17 protein-coding genes and 1 riboswitch are annotated in these 17,027 nt (G+C 47.0%); of the genes, 8 read left to right on the top strand and 9 right to left on the bottom strand.

What is annotated here, in order from left to right; genetic code table 11:
* Positions 1-233: 233 nt before the first annotated feature.
* Positions 234-339: riboswitch (SAM riboswitch) on the bottom strand.
* Between the two features lie 125 nt (positions 340-464).
* Genes OI18_RS12210 through OI18_RS12200 form a run of 3 tightly spaced genes read left to right on the top strand, consistent with a single transcriptional unit; the run spans position 465 to position 2,528 of the window.
* Positions 465-809: an MmcQ/YjbR family DNA-binding protein gene (locus OI18_RS12210; RefSeq protein ID WP_039140139.1), complete on the top strand. Its 345-nt coding sequence runs from the start codon at positions 465-467 to the stop codon at positions 807-809.
* A gap of 13 nt (positions 810-822) precedes the next feature.
* Complete coding sequence (locus tag OI18_RS12205) at positions 823-2,193, top strand: alpha/beta hydrolase (protein WP_152616812.1); 1,371 nt, start codon at positions 823-825, stop codon at positions 2,191-2,193.
* Between the two features lie 41 nt (positions 2,194-2,234).
* Entirely contained in the window at positions 2,235-2,528 is a 294-nt protein-coding gene (locus tag OI18_RS12200) for a hypothetical protein (RefSeq protein ID WP_039140138.1), read from the top strand.
* A 5-nt stretch (positions 2,529-2,533) separates the two neighbouring features.
* On the opposite strand, the gene OI18_RS12195 is transcribed toward OI18_RS12200, so the two are convergent.
* Positions 2,534-3,184, bottom strand: a complete 651-nt coding sequence (locus OI18_RS12195) for a hypothetical protein (protein WP_039140137.1) — start codon at positions 3,182-3,184, stop codon at positions 2,534-2,536.
* A 7-nt stretch (positions 3,185-3,191) separates the two neighbouring features.
* A complete protein-coding gene (locus OI18_RS12190; protein WP_039140136.1) occupies positions 3,192-6,233 on the bottom strand; it encodes a cache domain-containing protein in 3,042 nt (1,013 codons plus the stop codon).
* 224 nt (positions 6,234-6,457) lie between these two features.
* Here OI18_RS12190 and OI18_RS12185 point away from each other — a divergent pair, with 224 nt between their 5' ends.
* Both OI18_RS12185 and OI18_RS12180 read left to right on the top strand, forming a co-directional pair.
* Positions 6,458-7,186, top strand: coding sequence for a hypothetical protein (locus OI18_RS12185; RefSeq protein WP_039140135.1), 729 nt, complete (start codon positions 6,458-6,460; stop codon positions 7,184-7,186).
* Between the two features lie 105 nt (positions 7,187-7,291).
* Positions 7,292-8,590 (top strand): hypothetical protein, encoded by a 1,299-nt coding sequence (locus OI18_RS12180; protein WP_039140134.1) that lies wholly within the window; start codon positions 7,292-7,294, stop codon positions 8,588-8,590.
* Here OI18_RS12180 and OI18_RS12175 read toward each other — a convergent pair.
* From OI18_RS12175 to OI18_RS12165, 3 genes are all read right to left on the bottom strand, one after another.
* Positions 8,571-9,272 (bottom strand): hypothetical protein, encoded by a 702-nt coding sequence (locus tag OI18_RS12175; protein ID WP_072038998.1) that lies wholly within the window; start codon positions 9,270-9,272, stop codon positions 8,571-8,573. The two genes, OI18_RS12180 and OI18_RS12175, sit on opposite strands and share 20 nt — an antisense overlap.
* A 10-nt stretch (positions 9,273-9,282) precedes the next feature.
* Positions 9,283-9,651 (bottom strand): hypothetical protein, encoded by a 369-nt coding sequence (locus OI18_RS12170; protein WP_160290227.1) that lies wholly within the window; start codon positions 9,649-9,651, stop codon positions 9,283-9,285.
* Between the two features lie 165 nt (positions 9,652-9,816).
* Entirely contained in the window at positions 9,817-10,830 is a 1,014-nt protein-coding gene (locus OI18_RS12165; RefSeq protein WP_039140132.1) for an LLM class flavin-dependent oxidoreductase, read from the bottom strand.
* 143 nt (positions 10,831-10,973) lie between these two features.
* Here OI18_RS12165 and OI18_RS12160 point away from each other — a divergent pair, with 143 nt between their 5' ends.
* Both OI18_RS12160 and OI18_RS12155 read left to right on the top strand, forming a co-directional pair.
* Positions 10,974-11,189: a hypothetical protein gene (locus OI18_RS12160; protein ID WP_039140131.1), complete on the top strand. Its 216-nt coding sequence runs from the start codon at positions 10,974-10,976 to the stop codon at positions 11,187-11,189.
* A gap of 26 nt (positions 11,190-11,215) precedes the next feature.
* The gene (locus OI18_RS12155) at positions 11,216-11,773 is read left to right on the top strand and encodes a hypothetical protein (protein ID WP_039140130.1); all 558 of its coding nucleotides are present in this window, start codon (positions 11,216-11,218) and stop codon (positions 11,771-11,773) included.
* 83 nt (positions 11,774-11,856) lie between these two features.
* Here OI18_RS12155 and OI18_RS12150 read toward each other — a convergent pair whose 3' ends face one another.
* The gene (locus tag OI18_RS12150; protein WP_152616811.1) at positions 11,857-12,405 is read right to left on the bottom strand and encodes a hypothetical protein; all 549 of its coding nucleotides are present in this window, start codon (positions 12,403-12,405) and stop codon (positions 11,857-11,859) included.
* A 360-nt stretch (positions 12,406-12,765) separates the two neighbouring features.
* Between OI18_RS12150 and OI18_RS12145 the strand changes: the two genes are divergently transcribed.
* Positions 12,766-13,329 (top strand): sugar O-acetyltransferase, encoded by a 564-nt coding sequence (locus OI18_RS12145; RefSeq protein WP_039140128.1) that lies wholly within the window; start codon positions 12,766-12,768, stop codon positions 13,327-13,329.
* On the opposite strand, the gene OI18_RS12140 is transcribed toward OI18_RS12145, so the two are convergent.
* The 3 genes from OI18_RS12140 to OI18_RS12130 form a co-directional block, all read right to left on the bottom strand.
* Entirely contained in the window at positions 13,326-16,271 is a 2,946-nt protein-coding gene (locus OI18_RS12140) for an FAD-binding and (Fe-S)-binding domain-containing protein (protein ID WP_338030054.1), read from the bottom strand. The two genes, OI18_RS12145 and OI18_RS12140, sit on opposite strands and share 4 nt — an antisense overlap.
* Positions 16,272-16,389: 118 nt before the next feature.
* Entirely contained in the window at positions 16,390-16,581 is a 192-nt protein-coding gene (locus tag OI18_RS12135) for a helix-turn-helix transcriptional regulator (RefSeq protein WP_039140127.1), read from the bottom strand.
* Complete coding sequence (locus OI18_RS12130) at positions 16,578-16,988, bottom strand: hypothetical protein (protein WP_039140126.1); 411 nt, start codon at positions 16,986-16,988, stop codon at positions 16,578-16,580. The genes OI18_RS12135 and OI18_RS12130 overlap by 4 nt, the downstream gene beginning before the upstream one ends.
* Positions 16,989-17,027 lie beyond the last annotated feature (39 nt).

The raw sequence follows: 17,027 nt of genomic DNA, 5'->3' as shown, positions 1-17,027 counted from the left end.
TCCTGGCGGGGTTTACCGGTCAATGCATTATGGTTTAAAAAAGCTGGAAAAGGGAGATCAACACAGCATGCAGGAGCAATGCATGGAATTAATGATACGAGTCTTCATTTTGCTGACAGGGACTTTGATTTCGTCTTTCACGTTTTCTGATTTAACTAATGGCTAATATGGGAGCAACCACTTTCCAGGAAAGACCCTATACTTCACGGCACGCGTGAAAAGGATGGAATCCGTACTTATCTCTCCTGCAGCGCAGGTTGGAATTGGCACCATTGCTTCATTGCGAAACTGGTTGCCAGGGCTTCATCGGGCCATTCCCTCAGCCTTTCTTGATAAGTGACTTGCGAGTGCAAATGTATGGGAGGGAATTAAATCTACCAACTTTATAGACTAAATAAAATTTATTGAGGCTGAACAAAAGAAGACTTATTTTAATGTGAACAGCTGAATAAGTCAATAAGTAAATGGTAACAATCGACACATTTCGAAAACTGGCACTCTCTTTTCCCGAAGCAACGGAAGAAGCGCATTTTGAAAAAACTTCTTTCAGGGTGAGGAAGAAGATCTTTGCGACCTATGATGCCGTTCATGAAAGAGCGTGTTTAAAATTATCGGAGATCGACCAGGATGTATTTTCCAAAGATGACAGCATTTATCCTGTTGATAATAAATGGGGCAAACAGGGTTGGACAATAATTGAAATGAAGACAGTGCACAAAGATCTTTTTGCAGATGCTCTTACCACAGCTTATTGTAATGTCGCTCCCGGAAAACTTGCGGACCTGGTTAAACGGGAAGAAAAACAATAAATAAGTATACGGCATGGACGTATTAATTGGGATTATACATGTTTTGGTTACCATATGCGGCATCATCGCTCTACTGCTGAGCATTCTTCATTTTATAGCTTTTCGTTGGCCGGCACCAGCCATGTGGGTTTTAAAAGTTACAGTTTCCTCTTTCACGACTGTGTTGCTTGCTACAGGCGCACTTACAGTTATTGTTGGATGGACGACCGATTCATCTGCGATCGCCTTTTTAGGATTTGCGGTACTGGTTATTAATTTTATCCACTTCACCAACGTTACCAGTGCACCTGGAGTAAAAACAGGATTTGTGCAGGCATTTGGCAACGGCTGGGAAAAAACTATCCCTGAAACCCGCAGAGCAAAATTCCTGAAGAACAGGACGACGCCATTTTTGCCTGCCACGCCGCAAGCCAACCTGAAACAGGACCTTCCGTTTGCCACGGTCCCCGGAACTGGTCGCACTTTACTATGTGACCTTTGGCTTCCGCCGGCCGGTGTGACTTCTTCGGGCCTCGCATTCATCTACCTGCATGGAAGTGCTTTCTATTTGTCGGATAAGGATTATGGCACAAGGCCATTCTTTTTACACCTGGCGGCCCAGGGTCATGTGATCATGGATGTGGCATACAGGCTGTCACCGGAGACAGATATCAAGGGCATGGTACATGATGCAAAACGGGCTGTTGCCTGGCTTAAGGATCACGCTGCTGTTTATGGCATTGATCCGGGAAAAATCATCCTGGGTGGAGGTTCGGCTGGTGGACATCTTGCATTGCTTGCCGCATATACACCCGGTCTCGCCGACTTTACCCCGGATGACCTGGCGGGAAAAGACACCAGTGTCTGCGGGGCAATATCGGTGTACGGCACAACAGACTTAGAGGCTTTGTATTATCACACCAATCAACATCTTACCACACGTTCTGAGCCGGGCCGACCCAAAAAACCAGTGCCGACTAAAATGCCGGCCTGGCTGATAAGGTCCATCGGCAGCGATTTTCATCGACTTGGATTTGACAAAGGATTTGAGAAAGCCGGCGCTCTCGCGTACTTGTTGGGCGGGCACCCCGACGAAATCCCCCAGGTTTATAAAATGTATTCACCAGCTACGTATGTACATGGTGGCTGTCCACCTACCCTGCTCATCCAGGGTGCACATGATATCATGGCCCCTTTGACAGCGGCGCGACTTCTTGCGGAACTCCTTCTGGCAAATGGGGTGAAAATGGTGTACCATGAACTGCCGCAGGTTGATCATGCTTTCGACCTGTTTTTCCCGAAAATCTCACCCGCTGCACATAATGCGATCTTCGATATGGAACGTTTCCTCGCCCTTATGGCGGAGGACCGGGTAGAACCAGATAATTCAAACATCGATGATTAGCCAGTCCGGAGCCTATTCAACAAAACAGCTAATTTTAGGCAATGCAGATCTCAGTAAAAAAAGTACTGTTTGAAATACCTCATATCCAACTGGCACAACTGGAGTCAGACGAATATTGTCTTATTGTGGAAGACACAGAGCTGAACGACCTGGTAGAGGATTTTCTTTGGGATGAATATGTATATGAGTCCACGTTCGTCTCATCTGAAGGCCGGGACAAACCAGCAATTTACTTCAACACTTTTGGCGCCGGGTTGCCGGTTGAGGGATTGATAGAAAGACTCCGGGCAATCAACCAGGTGGAAGTTGAAAGCATTTTCCGGAAAAACAATTAGAAGATTCACGCGGATTTCTCAGTTCTCTTACCGAATAACGATGCAGCCAGGCTAACCGCCCCCGTTAGTGTCGGAATCAACGCCCCTGCCCTGTTCACCAGGTTTTCCTGCGTAACAAAAAAGAAGACACCGATGCAGATGATCAGGATCAATACCGGCGTCTGGATAGATTTCCAGGTGCTGGTGGACTTGGCCTCCTTTTCCAATTCAGCAGTTAATTTGGATTCGCCCTGGCAAATGATAAAGTTGCGGAAACTAAGGCTCATGATCTGGAGGTGCTTTTCTTTATCATACATCAATAATCCTTTTAAGTACAGGTTACAAATGCCCTGGGTGTTTTTGTAATTGTACAATCCATCCCTGGCAATATCGAGCAGCAACAGCTTCTCCCGCGAAGTACAGCCATTCCATAACTGTTCATAAAAATCAGGAAGCAGCAGCTGGTTGCTGTATACATTATAATACCTATTCGCATCCTTGGTTTTACCAATGGCAAGTGTGGAACATTCATCTTTCCAGGCTTCCCGCAGGGATTTATAAATCCCGGTGGCACCGGATGACATTACTTCTTCACCCAGAAACTTTTTAAGGTTCCTGTATACTGGATTCGTTCCCGTTTCAATAAAAACACCTACCGGATTTTTTACTGGTTTCATGGTTTTATTATTTTAAACAGTCTTCGATGACTTGAAACACCACATTCTCCTTGCCGCTATGACCATTATTCCGATCAACAATGACAGGCCCCGGAAAGATCCTGGTGATAGTTGCCTTGATTGAAAGAAACAACCCGGCCAGTAAAACCAGGCTCACGACTGTAAAAATTAAAATAGTGGAAAGCCTGTCCATATCATAATATTCAAGTATACCAGGAATATGGGTATTGATTTCCAGTGATCCAAGAGGCCAATCAGGATGTTCATCAGATCCTGAGAAGCGCAGATTATAATAGTTCAGGCAACTAAAGAGACTATCGCCGGAATACTTGCTTTCCCGTTGCCATTTGACATCATCTGAATGATCTTTTTCGGCCAAAATGCTGTCAGCCCCCAGGTTGGCGGCAATAACATGGTTTGTAAACCAGTCAAAGAATTCAACATTGCCGGAATGATGCTGCGAATTTTTTGTCACCCTTGAAACCAGGATATCCATTTCACAGGTGGTAGAATCCTGGCAATTATAAACGCCATCTTTCAAAATAACTTTCCTGATATCCGCTGCTGAAAAGTCCTTTCCTTTTTGTTTTTCCAGATAACGCACCATTATTGAAGCTTTTACTTCGATCTTCCTGGCCAGGTGCAACTGTTTGGTTTTCGTGTTCAATGCGATCTCTTTAGTTTGGGCGTATTCATAAAAGAAATGCGTGGGAAGGATCGAAAAGCAAAGCACACTCAGCAACAGGAAAACATAATACTGGTAATAACTGAATGAGGGTAACATGCGGCGCTTCATGAAAGGCCTGGTCAGCATGGGAAGATCGTAACGAAGGATTGATATCCCGCAACTGGCCACGATAAAGATGCCGATTGTCCAGGCTGAAGATTCCTCAGGGTCAAGTTTCAGGTAAGCCGTCGTCAGGAACAGTACACAGAAAATAAATGAAAGATTGGCAATTGTAAAAGCAGGTTTTTTATTTTTTTCTTTCAGGTAACATACCCTGAACAGGTGAATAAGAGTAGCCAGGGCGAATATGGGTGAAATTATGCCAATCAGCCAATTTTCATCTGCAAACGGAACCAGGTAATAAAAAGCCAACGTAAACATCATGTAAACACATAAATAGAAGCTGCCGTGATACAAGAAAGCATATTTGTCGTGTCCCGGCCTGATCAACCTGATCCGATCAGCCGGTAATTGGAAAGTTTTCATTACAGGTAATGACCAGCCACTGAAAACAAAACAAAGCAATAGTAACAGGTAAAGGCCACCAAGAAAGAAAAGTGCGAACACTATGATATGGATATATGACACTGCTACCGTGTCGTTGTTCTGAAGCGTTATTAAAAACCAGGGCATCTGGTCAATTGGATCGATACGAATATCGTAGGGGGTATCAAAGATAAATTCATTCGGCAAATACCTGCCCTGCCGGTTCGCCATTGCCTGTGAAAGCATTTTGTTCTCACCCGTCCATTCGAGGAAATTTTCCTGGAGTGTTACCGGTCCGTTTGACTGAAACAGGATCTTCCCTGTTCTATCAATGACATAAAAATCGTATCCATATGGCATAATTGTGTTGACCAGGCTTGACAACCGCATAGACATTGAAGCCATTATGATATTAGGGACAGAATCGATGGACTCGATGGAATCGCTGGGCACTGTAAGGTTTACTTCGAAATCGTTTGTCGTCTGGCTGTACAATGGTTCAACGGAAAATGATTTAACATTGTCATCAATAGTGTAAAGACGTTTTGACTTTACCCGGTTGAAATAAGGCCTTTTATCAACCTTGTTAAACACAAGTGGAGAGTTATCCGTCCGTCCTTTCAACACCTGGTTGCCTTTATCATCTATCCAGGCTACTGCTGAGTAGTAAATAAAGTCGCCCCGGTGAAGACTTATTGCATTTCCTTCCTTACTACCCGACTTAACATAGACGTCGCTTGCTAATGGCAGTGGGTTCGACTGGACATTGTTTTTTAACTTACTATGCAGGGAACTGTCCAACATTTTCAACTCTGCATAAGCGAGCCTGAGTTGATTGTTGAAACTGTCCCTGATGGACTCCGACAACTGGCTCAGTTCCTTCCTGGATTTTGAGCGTGTCCCTATCTGCATAAAAAGGACGTGGAGTACCAGCAAGAGTATGGCCGTACCGGCAAAGAAGGAAATCGCCTGGAATACAAGATCCCTTCGTTTCAGTGATTCTCTGGGATTAATAATAAAGATCTTCAGATAAGGGAGAGCTACCAGGGCAACCAGCAAAACCAGCAAAACCCCGTAAGCCACAGAGAACGGGACACTTTGCTGCCGCGACAAATACTCCGAGCTCTTGATTAATCCGCAAAGGACGAAATTGTTCGACCTGTTCTGGAATGGATACAGGTAAACTTTGTATTTAACATCATTTATGGTAATGTCTTTGATTGTCGAAAACTGGATATTGGTGAGGAATGCGGCACTGTCACTGGCTCTCTCAGCCACTGAAAGATTTGGTGAATTGTAAACGATATGAATATTTCCTGAATCGTCCTGCGCGGAAATGAAGTAAGAGGAGAAATATATCTTCTTACGGCTTTCCAGCAAACGGTTTCCCAGTACCTTAAAACTCATACTATAGCTGACCCTTTCGTATTTGGGAACATTGCTCCCTTTTAGCTTGAGGTCGTAATTAAAACATACTACATTCTCTTCAGCCTCATCATCGTCCAGGGTAATAGAAAACAATGTAAGGGTATCCATAATGAAATCTGTATCGAAGGAATCCAGAGGAATGTTTGTACCCTTAAACTTGGCTTCTATCTTGTCGTCCAAATTATCATTGGACAAATTTGTTTTGGCTCTACTTCTTATCCTTCCAAGGAAAAAGCTGCCAAGATCATCGAATATTTGTCCCAGGCTTTCCTGCTTTTGCTTAAGGATCAGGAATCCCTGCTTATTCAGGCTTTCACGGGTCCTGGGAACAAAGTGGAAATAGAAAAGGAACAGGAATCCCAGGATGGGCGCAGCGATAAGCAGTATGGATCCAATTTTCCTGAACATTGCTTTCAATTTGAATGAATTCAACTGAAGCATAGGGGAAGCGGCAGGACGCTGAGTTTAGGTAGGGTTTCCGAAGCAGGTAAGTTCTTTACCCAAAGGTAAGATAGTGTATTGAAGCGGAGCAGTCCAGCGCATTTTCCCGGAAAGGTGCCGGGATTTTTCCCATGTCCCGGCGACTTATCAGTTCTTAATTATATCTTGTTCTGGAGCTCTGAGTTCAACGAATGGCCACCATCACCAAAAAGAAAAAGAAAACTTCGTTCTACCTTGTTATCGGGATAACAGGAATTTTTGCTGTGCTGGGCGGATTCTTTACAACTTACCTTTCGCCGATGACAGGCGCGCAATTTCACCTGCCTGCTGTGATCCATATTCACGGGGCATTTGCATTTGCATGGATCCTCCTCTTCCTGGCGCAATCAGTAGTCATCAAGTCCCGGAACTTTCCCCTGCACAAAACCCTGGGTTATTGCGGCATATTCATCGCACTTGGAACAGCACTCACCATGCTGCCTGCAGGATTCTTCGCGGTTGAAAAGGGCCTCGCAAAGGGCGAAGGGCAAACGGCAATCTCTTCGCTCCCCGGTGTATTTACTTCTGCAATCATGTTTATTGCACTTGTCGGCGCAGGATACTGGTACCGGAAAAACCCGCGCTATCATAAGCGCATAATGCTGTTGGCAACGATCGTCCTCCTCTGGCCGGCATGGTTTCGCTTCCGCCACTATTTCCCTTCAGTACCCAGGCCTGATATCTGGTTTGCAGTCGTGCTTGCCGACAGCCTTATCATCATTGCCTGGATTGCCGACGGGCTTACTTACGGAAAAGTTCACCCGGTATTATTATACACCGGGTTGTTTATCATTGGCGAACATGCGCTGGAAGTCGCACTGTTCGACAGCGAACCATGGCGGGTCCTGGCCAATTGTCTGTATGGTATATCCGGCGGCTGACGCCCGTATCCTACGTGTTTATACGGAATTTGTATTTGAAGTATTGCTACTGAAACCAGCCCGGCCGTTCACCGGGACCTTTGCATCTCCTGAAACTCAAATACTATGCACCGTATTAAAACAATGCTCATTTATGCGATTCTCTTTTCCCTGACCGCATGTACCAAAGATCCCGCAAACCTGCCCGATAAAGTAACAGGCAAAGGCGTCGAAAGACCGGCAGGACAACCAACAGGGGATCTTGTTGAAAAACTGATCGGCAGTGCAGGTGGCACACTTACCTCTGATGACGGGCAGATCGAACTGGTTATCCCGGAAGGTGCTTTGAACAGCGAAACTACAATTGGCATCGAACCTGTTACCCGTACTTTAGTAGATCGTAGCGGCAACATCGCATTGCCCGCATACCGCCTTACTCCGCACGGCCGGCAGTTCCTCAAACCGGTTTCAATCCGGTTCAGGTACTCTTCCGCATCACTGGCAAATATTGCCTACCAGGATGATGAAGGCAAATGGCGCGGGATCGGTAACAGGCAGTTAAATGAGGCGGATAAAACCGTAACGGTGCAATCCACCCATTTCAGCGACTGGACCACTTATGAAAGTATTTTCATGGAACCCGGTGAGTCGATCGCAGTGGAAAAAGGTAAGACAGCAACCCTAAAAGTGATGAGTGTGACCTCAATGGCGCTGGCAGAGTCTGACCAGGGCAAGGAAGAATTTTACCTGGACGAACCGTCACCGATTCCCGTTCCGGTGGACTGGCGCATCGTAAACGGACCTGGGAACGGAACCATTGCCGGCGTACCAACACGCGCCACGGCAATCTTCAATGCACCAGGTACCATTCCATCGAACAACCCGGTTGAGGTGGAAGCAAAAGTGGACCTGAAATCACTGGGATATATGCTGCTGTTTACCAACATTACCATCACTGAAGCCATTAAGCCGGGGATTCACCTGCGGATCAATGGGGGTAACTGGATCCATTTTATTGATACGGAATCGTTCGTTGACGGGGAATCATATGTGGGAAGTGAAGGCGACTTTCCTTACGACCGTCACTCTATTTACATTCGCATAGCCGGCGGCAAGGCAAGGGGCACTGGCTCCTGGGCCTGGAACGATTTACCTGGAACAGAAAACGAAACAACATTCGAATACAATGTGAAAAAGCCGGCGCCCCTTACCAGCTATCCGCACCGTTACCGGAACAACGATTTTGATGTCTGGCATATGAGTCCTGGCTACATCCGGATTACAGAATTTGGCCCGGACCAATTCGGTGATGTATGGGCCACAGGAGAATTTCTTATCGAGAGGTCTACCCCGTTTATCGAAAATTTCAATGGAACACCACCTCCGTCACGGGTCGAGGGAAATTTCAAACTGAGGATGGAATAATTACTACTCCTGGCCTGGTTGCCTTTCTGCAGGCAACCAGCAGCAGGAGCATTAAAATAAAATGCACGAGGATAAGATTCGGTGTACCTAACACGTAAACACCTGAACCAATACCCTTTTCCAGCAGCCAGTTCAGGAACATATGATGATACAGCATGCCGTAGATCAAAGGCAGGATGGCAAATCCCACTATCCATAGCAAGCGCCTGGGGTTGTTCAACTTTTTATATGCGATGACCATTGGAGGAAGACAGATCGCGGTTACCAGGACAATTGTTATCAACCTTCGGATGACCGGATCCGCGATACCTGAAACAGACTGGATCACCACTTTTTCATCTCCGCCGCCAATCAAAGCTGTAAAGATGCGCGCGAAAGGAAGGTTGGTAAAGATTAATAGGAAGCCGGAGAGCATTTTTTGCGGCTGTGAACTTTTAACTATCCACCATGCGCCCAGCCACATCAGGCTACAGGAAAACAAAGGCCCAGCAAGGGTAGCAAGGAATGACCACTGCGACTGAGCGCATTGCCCGCAGGTATTCCAGACATTGAAATTTCGTTCACCGTAACAACCGCAAATAAAATATCCTGCCTGGATATGAACCTGTTCATGCAATTCAGCCATGATCATGTTCAGGGCAAAAAATCCCATTACAAATGGAAGCGTTGGTTTTATTCGCATGTGCTGCCTGTTATCTATATGGAGCTGTAATGAACCCGCGATAAGTTTTTGCTTCAGTAAAGACGGTCAGTCCCAGCAGTTTCCATTTCAGACTGCCTGATACGTTATAGGTGAACCTGTTCCCGTCGTTTGCTGCCGGCTTAAGATCGATACGTTGTGTTTGCCAGATGAAGCCTGAAATCAACCCATTCATAATCACATCCTGGTGTACGGGCTGGATTGCGTTTGCGGAGTCCCGGTCAAAATACGTATTCAGCAGGAGACTGAATACTGAAAAATCTTCCAGGAATACCTGTTCGCTTGCTGACGATTTTTGGGCGGAATCTCGCCGGTACTGCCCTCCGCCGCCTACAAACAGACCGACTATTCCGGCGATCATAACGGCGTATAACCAAGTTCCATACTGTTTCCTGACCAACCTGGCGCCAAGAAAAAAGAGCACCAGCCAAAAGATAAAAAATGCAGCGTGAATGATTGACCAACCCAGGTACATAAGCAATTTTTTCTACGGGCTGTAAAGTAGGAAAAACAAGTGACAGGGCCGTTATTTCTGGCGGAACTGCGAAATGATCTCGTATGATCGTACCCTCGCAGCATGATCATAAATATTAGATACCACCATGATCTCGTCTGCCTGGGTCATATCGACAAAATGCTGCATCTGTGCCCGCACTGTTTCACTGCTGCCAACAAAGTTGTAATTCAACATTTGCTCAACTGCATATTTTTCCTGTGCACTCCAGATGGAATCAAGGCTGTCGACAGGCGGTTGCAGGCGATTGGATGTACCGCGTACCACGTTCAGGAAGAAGTTAAACACCGACGTGGCAAGGTGCTGGGCTTTTTCATCCGAATCAGCGGCTACCACGTTAGCGCCCACCATTACATAGGGCTCTTTTAAAGTCGCTGATGGCTGGAAATTATCGCGGTAAATCCTGAGTGCTTCCATTAAAAGTGCAGGGGCAAAATGGCTCGCAAAAGCAAACGGAAGGCCAAGCATGGCCGCGAGCTGCGCGCTATAGGTACTCGACCCCAGCAACCATACCGGTACATTGGTACCATGGCCGGGTACAGCTTTTACCCTTGATGCCGGCACCTGGTCGGACAGGTACTGGATCAGTTCCTGGACGTTGGACGGAAACTCTTCAACTGATCCTTTCATATCACGCCTGAGTGCACGTGTTGTCAGCGGATCGGTACCGGGTGCACGACCGAGACCGAGGTCGATCCGGTCCTGGTAGAGTGTTTCGAGTGTACCGAATTGTTCCGCCACTACCAATGGTGCATGGTTCGGCAGCATTATTCCTCCGGCTCCAACCCTAATAGTTGAAGTGTTTCCGGCTACATATCCTATCAGCACAACCGTTGCCGAACTCGCCACCCCTTCCATATTATGGTGCTCTGACATCCAGAAACGGTTAAACCCAAACTGCTCGGCCTTACGCGCAAGGTCAAGGCAGTTGCGGAATGAATCTGCGACAGTCTTTTCAGACAGTACGGGTACAAGGTCCAATATAGAAAGTGGCACATCCTGAATTCTCCTGTTGCTGTTTTCCAAGGTATATGTTTCGACTAATAACACACAGCAGGGGAAAACGGTTCTGGGTACACTAAACGGGGGAAAAATACAACTTCCAAATGACCTATGGCAGGGTGAAAAACACCCTTTTTTTGATCGTTTCTGGATGCTAATTTGCCATTATGCAGCACAAAAACCTACCACGAATACTCCAGTATATTAAAGACGCCGAGGTTTTTAACCTGTCCAAACTGGATCATCACCTGGCTTTTCCGAAGGGTACACTCAGTAAGGCTGTGTCCGGCGGAAAATCACTGTCCGACAACCAGATCAGCAAGCTCACCTGGCTGTTCAACGCGTTGGGGATAAACTACCAGGCACACGCACCCCAGCACTAAGGTCCATTTGTTACCTTCGCGGCACCATGAGAAAGTGCATCTTAATAACAGCCGCAGGCATTCTGTTCAACATATCATCTTTCGCCCAGTCGCCAGGAAAAGACAATTTATTGTGGAGTGAAACAGGAAAACTGACAACAGATGATTTCCTGATAAAAAGTGAGCGACACCTGAATTCACTTTCGGCAGGACAATTTTCCATGAGTTACCAGGTGAATGGATTCGATTTTCTCACGAAGAACTTCAATAAGAAAGTCCGGAATTATTTTATCCGGTCGGCGTCCTGGATCGATACGACCCAAAATGTACAGCAGTCACTTGTTTACCAGCAAACGCTTTTTGATCTCTGCGAAATTTACACCCGCCAGTTCAGGAAAGCACTCAGGGAAAACCGGAAACAACTTTCCCGGGGAACAAAAATTGTGGAAGAATTAAATGACAAGTCCATGTCCGACTTCGCGCGGAGAAGGGTTGACTATGACCTCGAAACAAAATCGGGAACAGACAAAGTGAAACAAAAAGAATGGGAAACACTCATCGATAAAGAATTGGCCGCGCTGGCAGATTTTGCATTCGACCGTTAATGAGGTTATTCCCACCTGCATGGGACTTCAGAGAGCCGGAGTCATCTGCTGCTCCCGCCCCCTGAAGTGTTGACTCGCTGCCGTTAGAATTTCAGGTGCCCTTCGTAAGGAAAAATTAACTCAACCACATTGTCCTTAAAACTTAACCTCCCCGTTACACCTGAAAAGACTCCCGTGCCGCTTCCTTCAATTACCGGGTGCTGGCAACGACCAAAGATCTCAAGACCCAGCGGCTCACCATTATCGGGGCAGCCTTCGTACTTTCCTTCAAACCTGTAACCGGTCATGAACGTTCCTGACTGCCCGTTATATGTACCCACGAATAGTTCGGTTCCCTGTTCGCGATAGGTACCGCTGGGTGAACATTGGTAATCCGTAACGAAAGTATACACACAACCAACAAGATCACCGGTCATCCTGATGGTAAAAGTTGCGCCCACGCCCTCGGGAGCGTTACATTCAGTTGGTGTGCCATAAGATCCAATGCCGGAAATCTGGATCGCTGCCCCGGCAGCTTTTGATTCCACTCCCTGTTCACTTTTAATTGACTCGTCTTGAGTTGTTTTGTCTTTGCTGCAGCCAATAATCAAGGCCACGCAAAAGATCATACAGGCAATGTACTTGTTAATCATAACTGACCTCCTTGTTATTTGGTGAATGAATAAAGGATAATTCAACCCAAAAAGTAGGTCTCTGATTGCTGTGCGGAGAGTACTGGCAGGAACTTGATTAAAAGAAGAGGCCTTAGCGCTATTGAATTTAAGGAATAAGCCTGTTATTCTGAGAATATTCTAACCCTATTTCGTATAGCAATTGTTGATAGATGAATACACCTTATTTTTATTAAGATATGAACCCTGTAACTATCAGGACAATTGAGATCATAGGATACCTGGGATTGGCTTTTATGTGGATCTGGCTTGGAATAACCTACCGGGATCTTTGTACCAGGTATCGCATCCGCATTTAATGAAGGCAAGAAATAATTATTTATGAAAACAGAGAAAGAAAAGATGCTTGCCGGCGAGTTGTATGACGCGCAGGATGAGCAATTGACTGCCGAAAGAACCAGGGCCAGGCTATTGATCAATGCACTCAACGATTCAAGGGAAGATAAAATAGAAGAGCGCTCCAGCATCCTGGAAGAACTGCTGCCGGCTGCAGGTAAGGGTTTGTGGCTCCAGCCACCATTTTTTTGTGATTATGGTTATAATATTATAACCGGTGAAAAGGTTTTTTTCAACTTCAATTGTGTGTTACTGGATGTGGCGCCGATTACGATCGGCAATCGCGTTTTGTTTGGTCCGAACGTCCAGGTCTATACCGCTACTCACCCGGTGGATTACCGGGAAAGGGCATCCGGACTTGAATTTGCAAAACCAATTACTATAGGTGACGATGTTTGGATTGGCGGAAGTGTGGTGATTTGTCCAGGTGTTACCATAGGCAACCGCAGTATCATTGGCGCCGGTAGCGTGGTGACAAAAGACATTCCCGCAGATGTTATCGCGGCAGGGAATCCCTGCAAAGTGATCAGGCCGATTGACCAGGCCTAAACCAACGCCTCATATAAGATCTCTACCGGGTGTTTCGCTACACGCCCCGTTCCATCTTTTACCTGGTGACGACAACTTGTTCCCGGCGCAGCAATAAGCGTGTCAGCAGTTGCTGACCGTACTGCCGGCAGCAATACCAGCTCCCCTATTTTCATTGAGATGTCATAGTGCTCCTTCTCATAACCGAATGAGCCTGCCATGCCACAGCATCCCGAAGGAATAGTTTCCACGCTGTAATTTTCCGGCAACGACAGTAATTGTACAGACGGCGCAACGGAAGAAATGGCTTTCTGCTGGCAATGGCCATGCAATTTGATATGCCGCTTTTCTTTCGTGAATGCCCCGGGCCTGATCCGGCCCTGCGTGATCTCAAGGGCAATAAACTCGTCAATGGTAAACACATGCTGCGCCAATGCTTTTGCAGCTTCGTAATGATCATCCGTAGCCAGGTCAATATATTCATCGCGGAACGTAAGAATCGCTGATGGCTCAATACCGACCAGTGGAGTCTCTTCACTCACCAGTGGTCGCAAGGCTGCAATATTCCGGTTAGCGATCTCTTTCCCTTTACGCAATAACCCTTTCGATAACCAGCTTCTGCCACTCTCCTCATGCTCAGGGATCACTACTTCATATCCTAAACGCTCGAGCAGCAGGATCGCTTTCTGTCCAACTTCCACATCGTTATAGTTGGTGAATTCATCGCAGAACAGGTATACCCTGCGCTTTGGTGCCTGCTTCGAAAAAGACGCCTGGTCCGCCTTACGGTTACGGAACCAGTTGTGCAGCGTGGTCTTATACAGGGTAGGCATGGATCGCTCTGCAGCAAAACCAGCAAAACTCTTTATCCATTTGCTCACCGTTTTATTGGTCATGGCGAAGTTGTACAGTGATGGCGCCATAGAACCGAGCCGTGCAGACAGACTGAAATTCGCGATCATTTTGCTGCGCATGGGCACACCGTTACTGTCGTAATACTGTTGCAGGAACTCCGCTTTAAGTTTAGCCATGTCAACATTGGAAGGACATTCACTCTTGCAGGCCTTGCAGCTCAGGCAAAGGTCCATGACCTCTTTAATTTCTTCATGGTCGAAGCGGTTGGCTTTATCTGACCGGGTCAGGAACTCACGTAAAATATTTGCGCGGGCCCTTGTCGTGTCCTTCTCATTTCGGGTAGCCATATACGATGGACACATCGTTCCACCGCTCAGGTGTGTCTTCCGGCAATCGCCAGAACCATTACACTGCTCGGCATGCTGTAATACGTCCTGGTTATAGTAACGGAATACTGTCTTGAAGGACGGTGTTGTTTGTCCGGGTGTGTACCGCAACATCGTATCCATTGGCGGCGTATCCACGATCTTGTTCGCATTAAAGATATTCTCCGGGTCCCACGCTTGTTTCACCTGACGCAACAGCTGGTAATTCTTCTCTCCCACCATCTGCTTAATGAATTCACCGCGCAGGCGGCCATCGCCATGTTCGCCACTGAGTGAACCATTGTATTTTTTAACGAGCGTTGCGATCTCTTCCGCGATCAGGCGGAACATTTTATTTCCTTCCTCCGTTTTCAGGTTGATGATCGGCCTAAGATGAATTTCACCGGAACCAGCATGCGCATAGTGAACGGAATAAAGGCCGTGCTTCGCCAGGATCTCGTTGAAGTCCCGGATGTATGCCGGCAGGTCTTCCACCGATACTGCTGTGTCTTCAATAACCGGAACAGCCTTTTCGTCGCCCGGCAGGTTACCCAGCAAACCGAGGCCGGCCTTACGCAAGGTCCAGATCTTCTTGGTGTCGGCACCAAACAGCAGGGGGAAATGATAGCCCAGACCGGCCGCACGCATTTCGGCTTCGCAGGCAGCAGCAGCAGCAATCACCTCTTCGCGGGAATTACGGGCAAACTCCACAACCAGGATGGCACCAGGGTCGCCTTCCACGAAGAATCGGTTACGCATCTGCTCGATATTGTTCTTGGTACACTCAAGGATATAGTGATCGATCAGTTCGCTAGCGCTTGGACGGTGTTTAACCGCGATCAGGTTGGCCCGCAGGGATTCGTCGATTGAATTAAAGTGAACGCAAAGCAGGCCGGTCTCTTTTGGCGGCATGGGTACCACATTCAGTTTTATCTCGGTAAGAAAAGCCAGAGTACCTTCGGAGCCAGCTATCAGCGTGCAGAAGTTGAATGCGGGCTGACCTGCAGTGAAGGGCGCGGTTTCCAGCAGAAGATCGATCGCATAGCCCGTATTCCGGCGTTCAATATTCACGCGGGGAAATTCCTTGCGGATCTCTAGCTGGTTATCGTAATTGCCCAAAAGGGTGCGGACAGTCCGGTAGATCTTATTTTCGAGTGTATCACCTTCACATTTGGAATGAAACTCGTCGAGGTCAACCGCTCTGAACACCGCATCGGAACCATCGCTTAGAATGGCTTTCACTTCAATGAGGTGTTCGCGGGTACTGCGGTAAACAATGGAGTTGGAACCGCAGGAGTTGTTCCCCACCATGCCCCCGATCATCGCACGGTTGGCGGTGCTGGTTTCAGGACCAAAGAACAGTCCATATGATTTCAGGAACAGGTTCAGTTCGTCGCGTATAACGCCGGGCTGTACGCGCACCCAGTGCTCCTGTTCATTCAGCTCAAGGATCCTGGTGAAATGCTTTGAGACATCGACTATTATGCCCGAGCCGACAACCTGCCCGGCCAGCGAAGTCCCTGCGGTGCGGGGAATGAGCGTGATTTTGCGTTGCCTTGCGAACCGGATCAGGGTCTTGATATCCGATTCAGAACGGGGCATTGCCACTGCCATCGGCATTTCGCGGTATGCAGAAGCGTCCGTAGCATAAAGGGTACGCATCGCAGTATCGTAAAACAAGTCTCCTTCAAGTTGCCGTTCAAGTTGCTGCAGTTCCTGGGTCATGTCGGTCTTTGTTTGCATTGCGGCGCTAATTTACGATATAAGTGAATGGGATTGCGTTTGTCCTGCAGTTGAGACAATTTGCTTTAGCAAGAACTCTTTATATATGACCAAAGATGTGAAAGCATACAACTGCGCCCTAGTCCAATGCAAACAGGTCTTCAACCTTTTTTCCCAGTGCCTTTGCCAGTTTCAACGACAATTCCACGGAAGGGATATAACGATTCGTTTCGATCGAAATGATTGTTTGCCGCGACACATTGACCAGCTCTGCCAACTGAACCTGGGTAAGCTCTTTTTTCTGGCGCGCTTCTTTGACAGAATTCGTCATGACTTTAACCTGATATGGAGAATATAATTGAACCGTGCAATAAAGGAGAACCAGAAAAGAAAAATGGCGCCAGCGAAAAAAAGGATCATGCTTTCTTTTCCCGGTTCACTCACAAAGAGCATGACCAGGAAGCCTGCAATCATTACTGCGATCTGTATAAGTGCGGCAAACTGGAAACTATCCAGCCTTGTCCTTTGCACCATTTCATCTTCAATTTTTTCCCTGGAAAAGGAAATAAAGTACAGTCCGCCTAAAAAGGAGAAAAAGCAAATTACGAGTAGCGCAACATTGACCAGGTGTGGCGGAGGGTCTATTAAACGCTGCTGCATGCAGATCCAGGTCAGAAGTCCTGAAGGAGCGATCACTGCGCCTATTTTTTTAAACTTAGCGGGAAGCAAAAAATTCATAGCTGACGGTTTTCGTTCGAAAATTAAATGTAAAGCATA

The organism is Flavihumibacter solisilvae, assembly GCF_000814475.1.
Classification (GTDB): Bacteria; Bacteroidota; Bacteroidia; order Chitinophagales; family Chitinophagaceae; genus Flavihumibacter; species Flavihumibacter solisilvae.
This window is presented reverse-complemented; position numbering and strand designations above follow the sequence as displayed.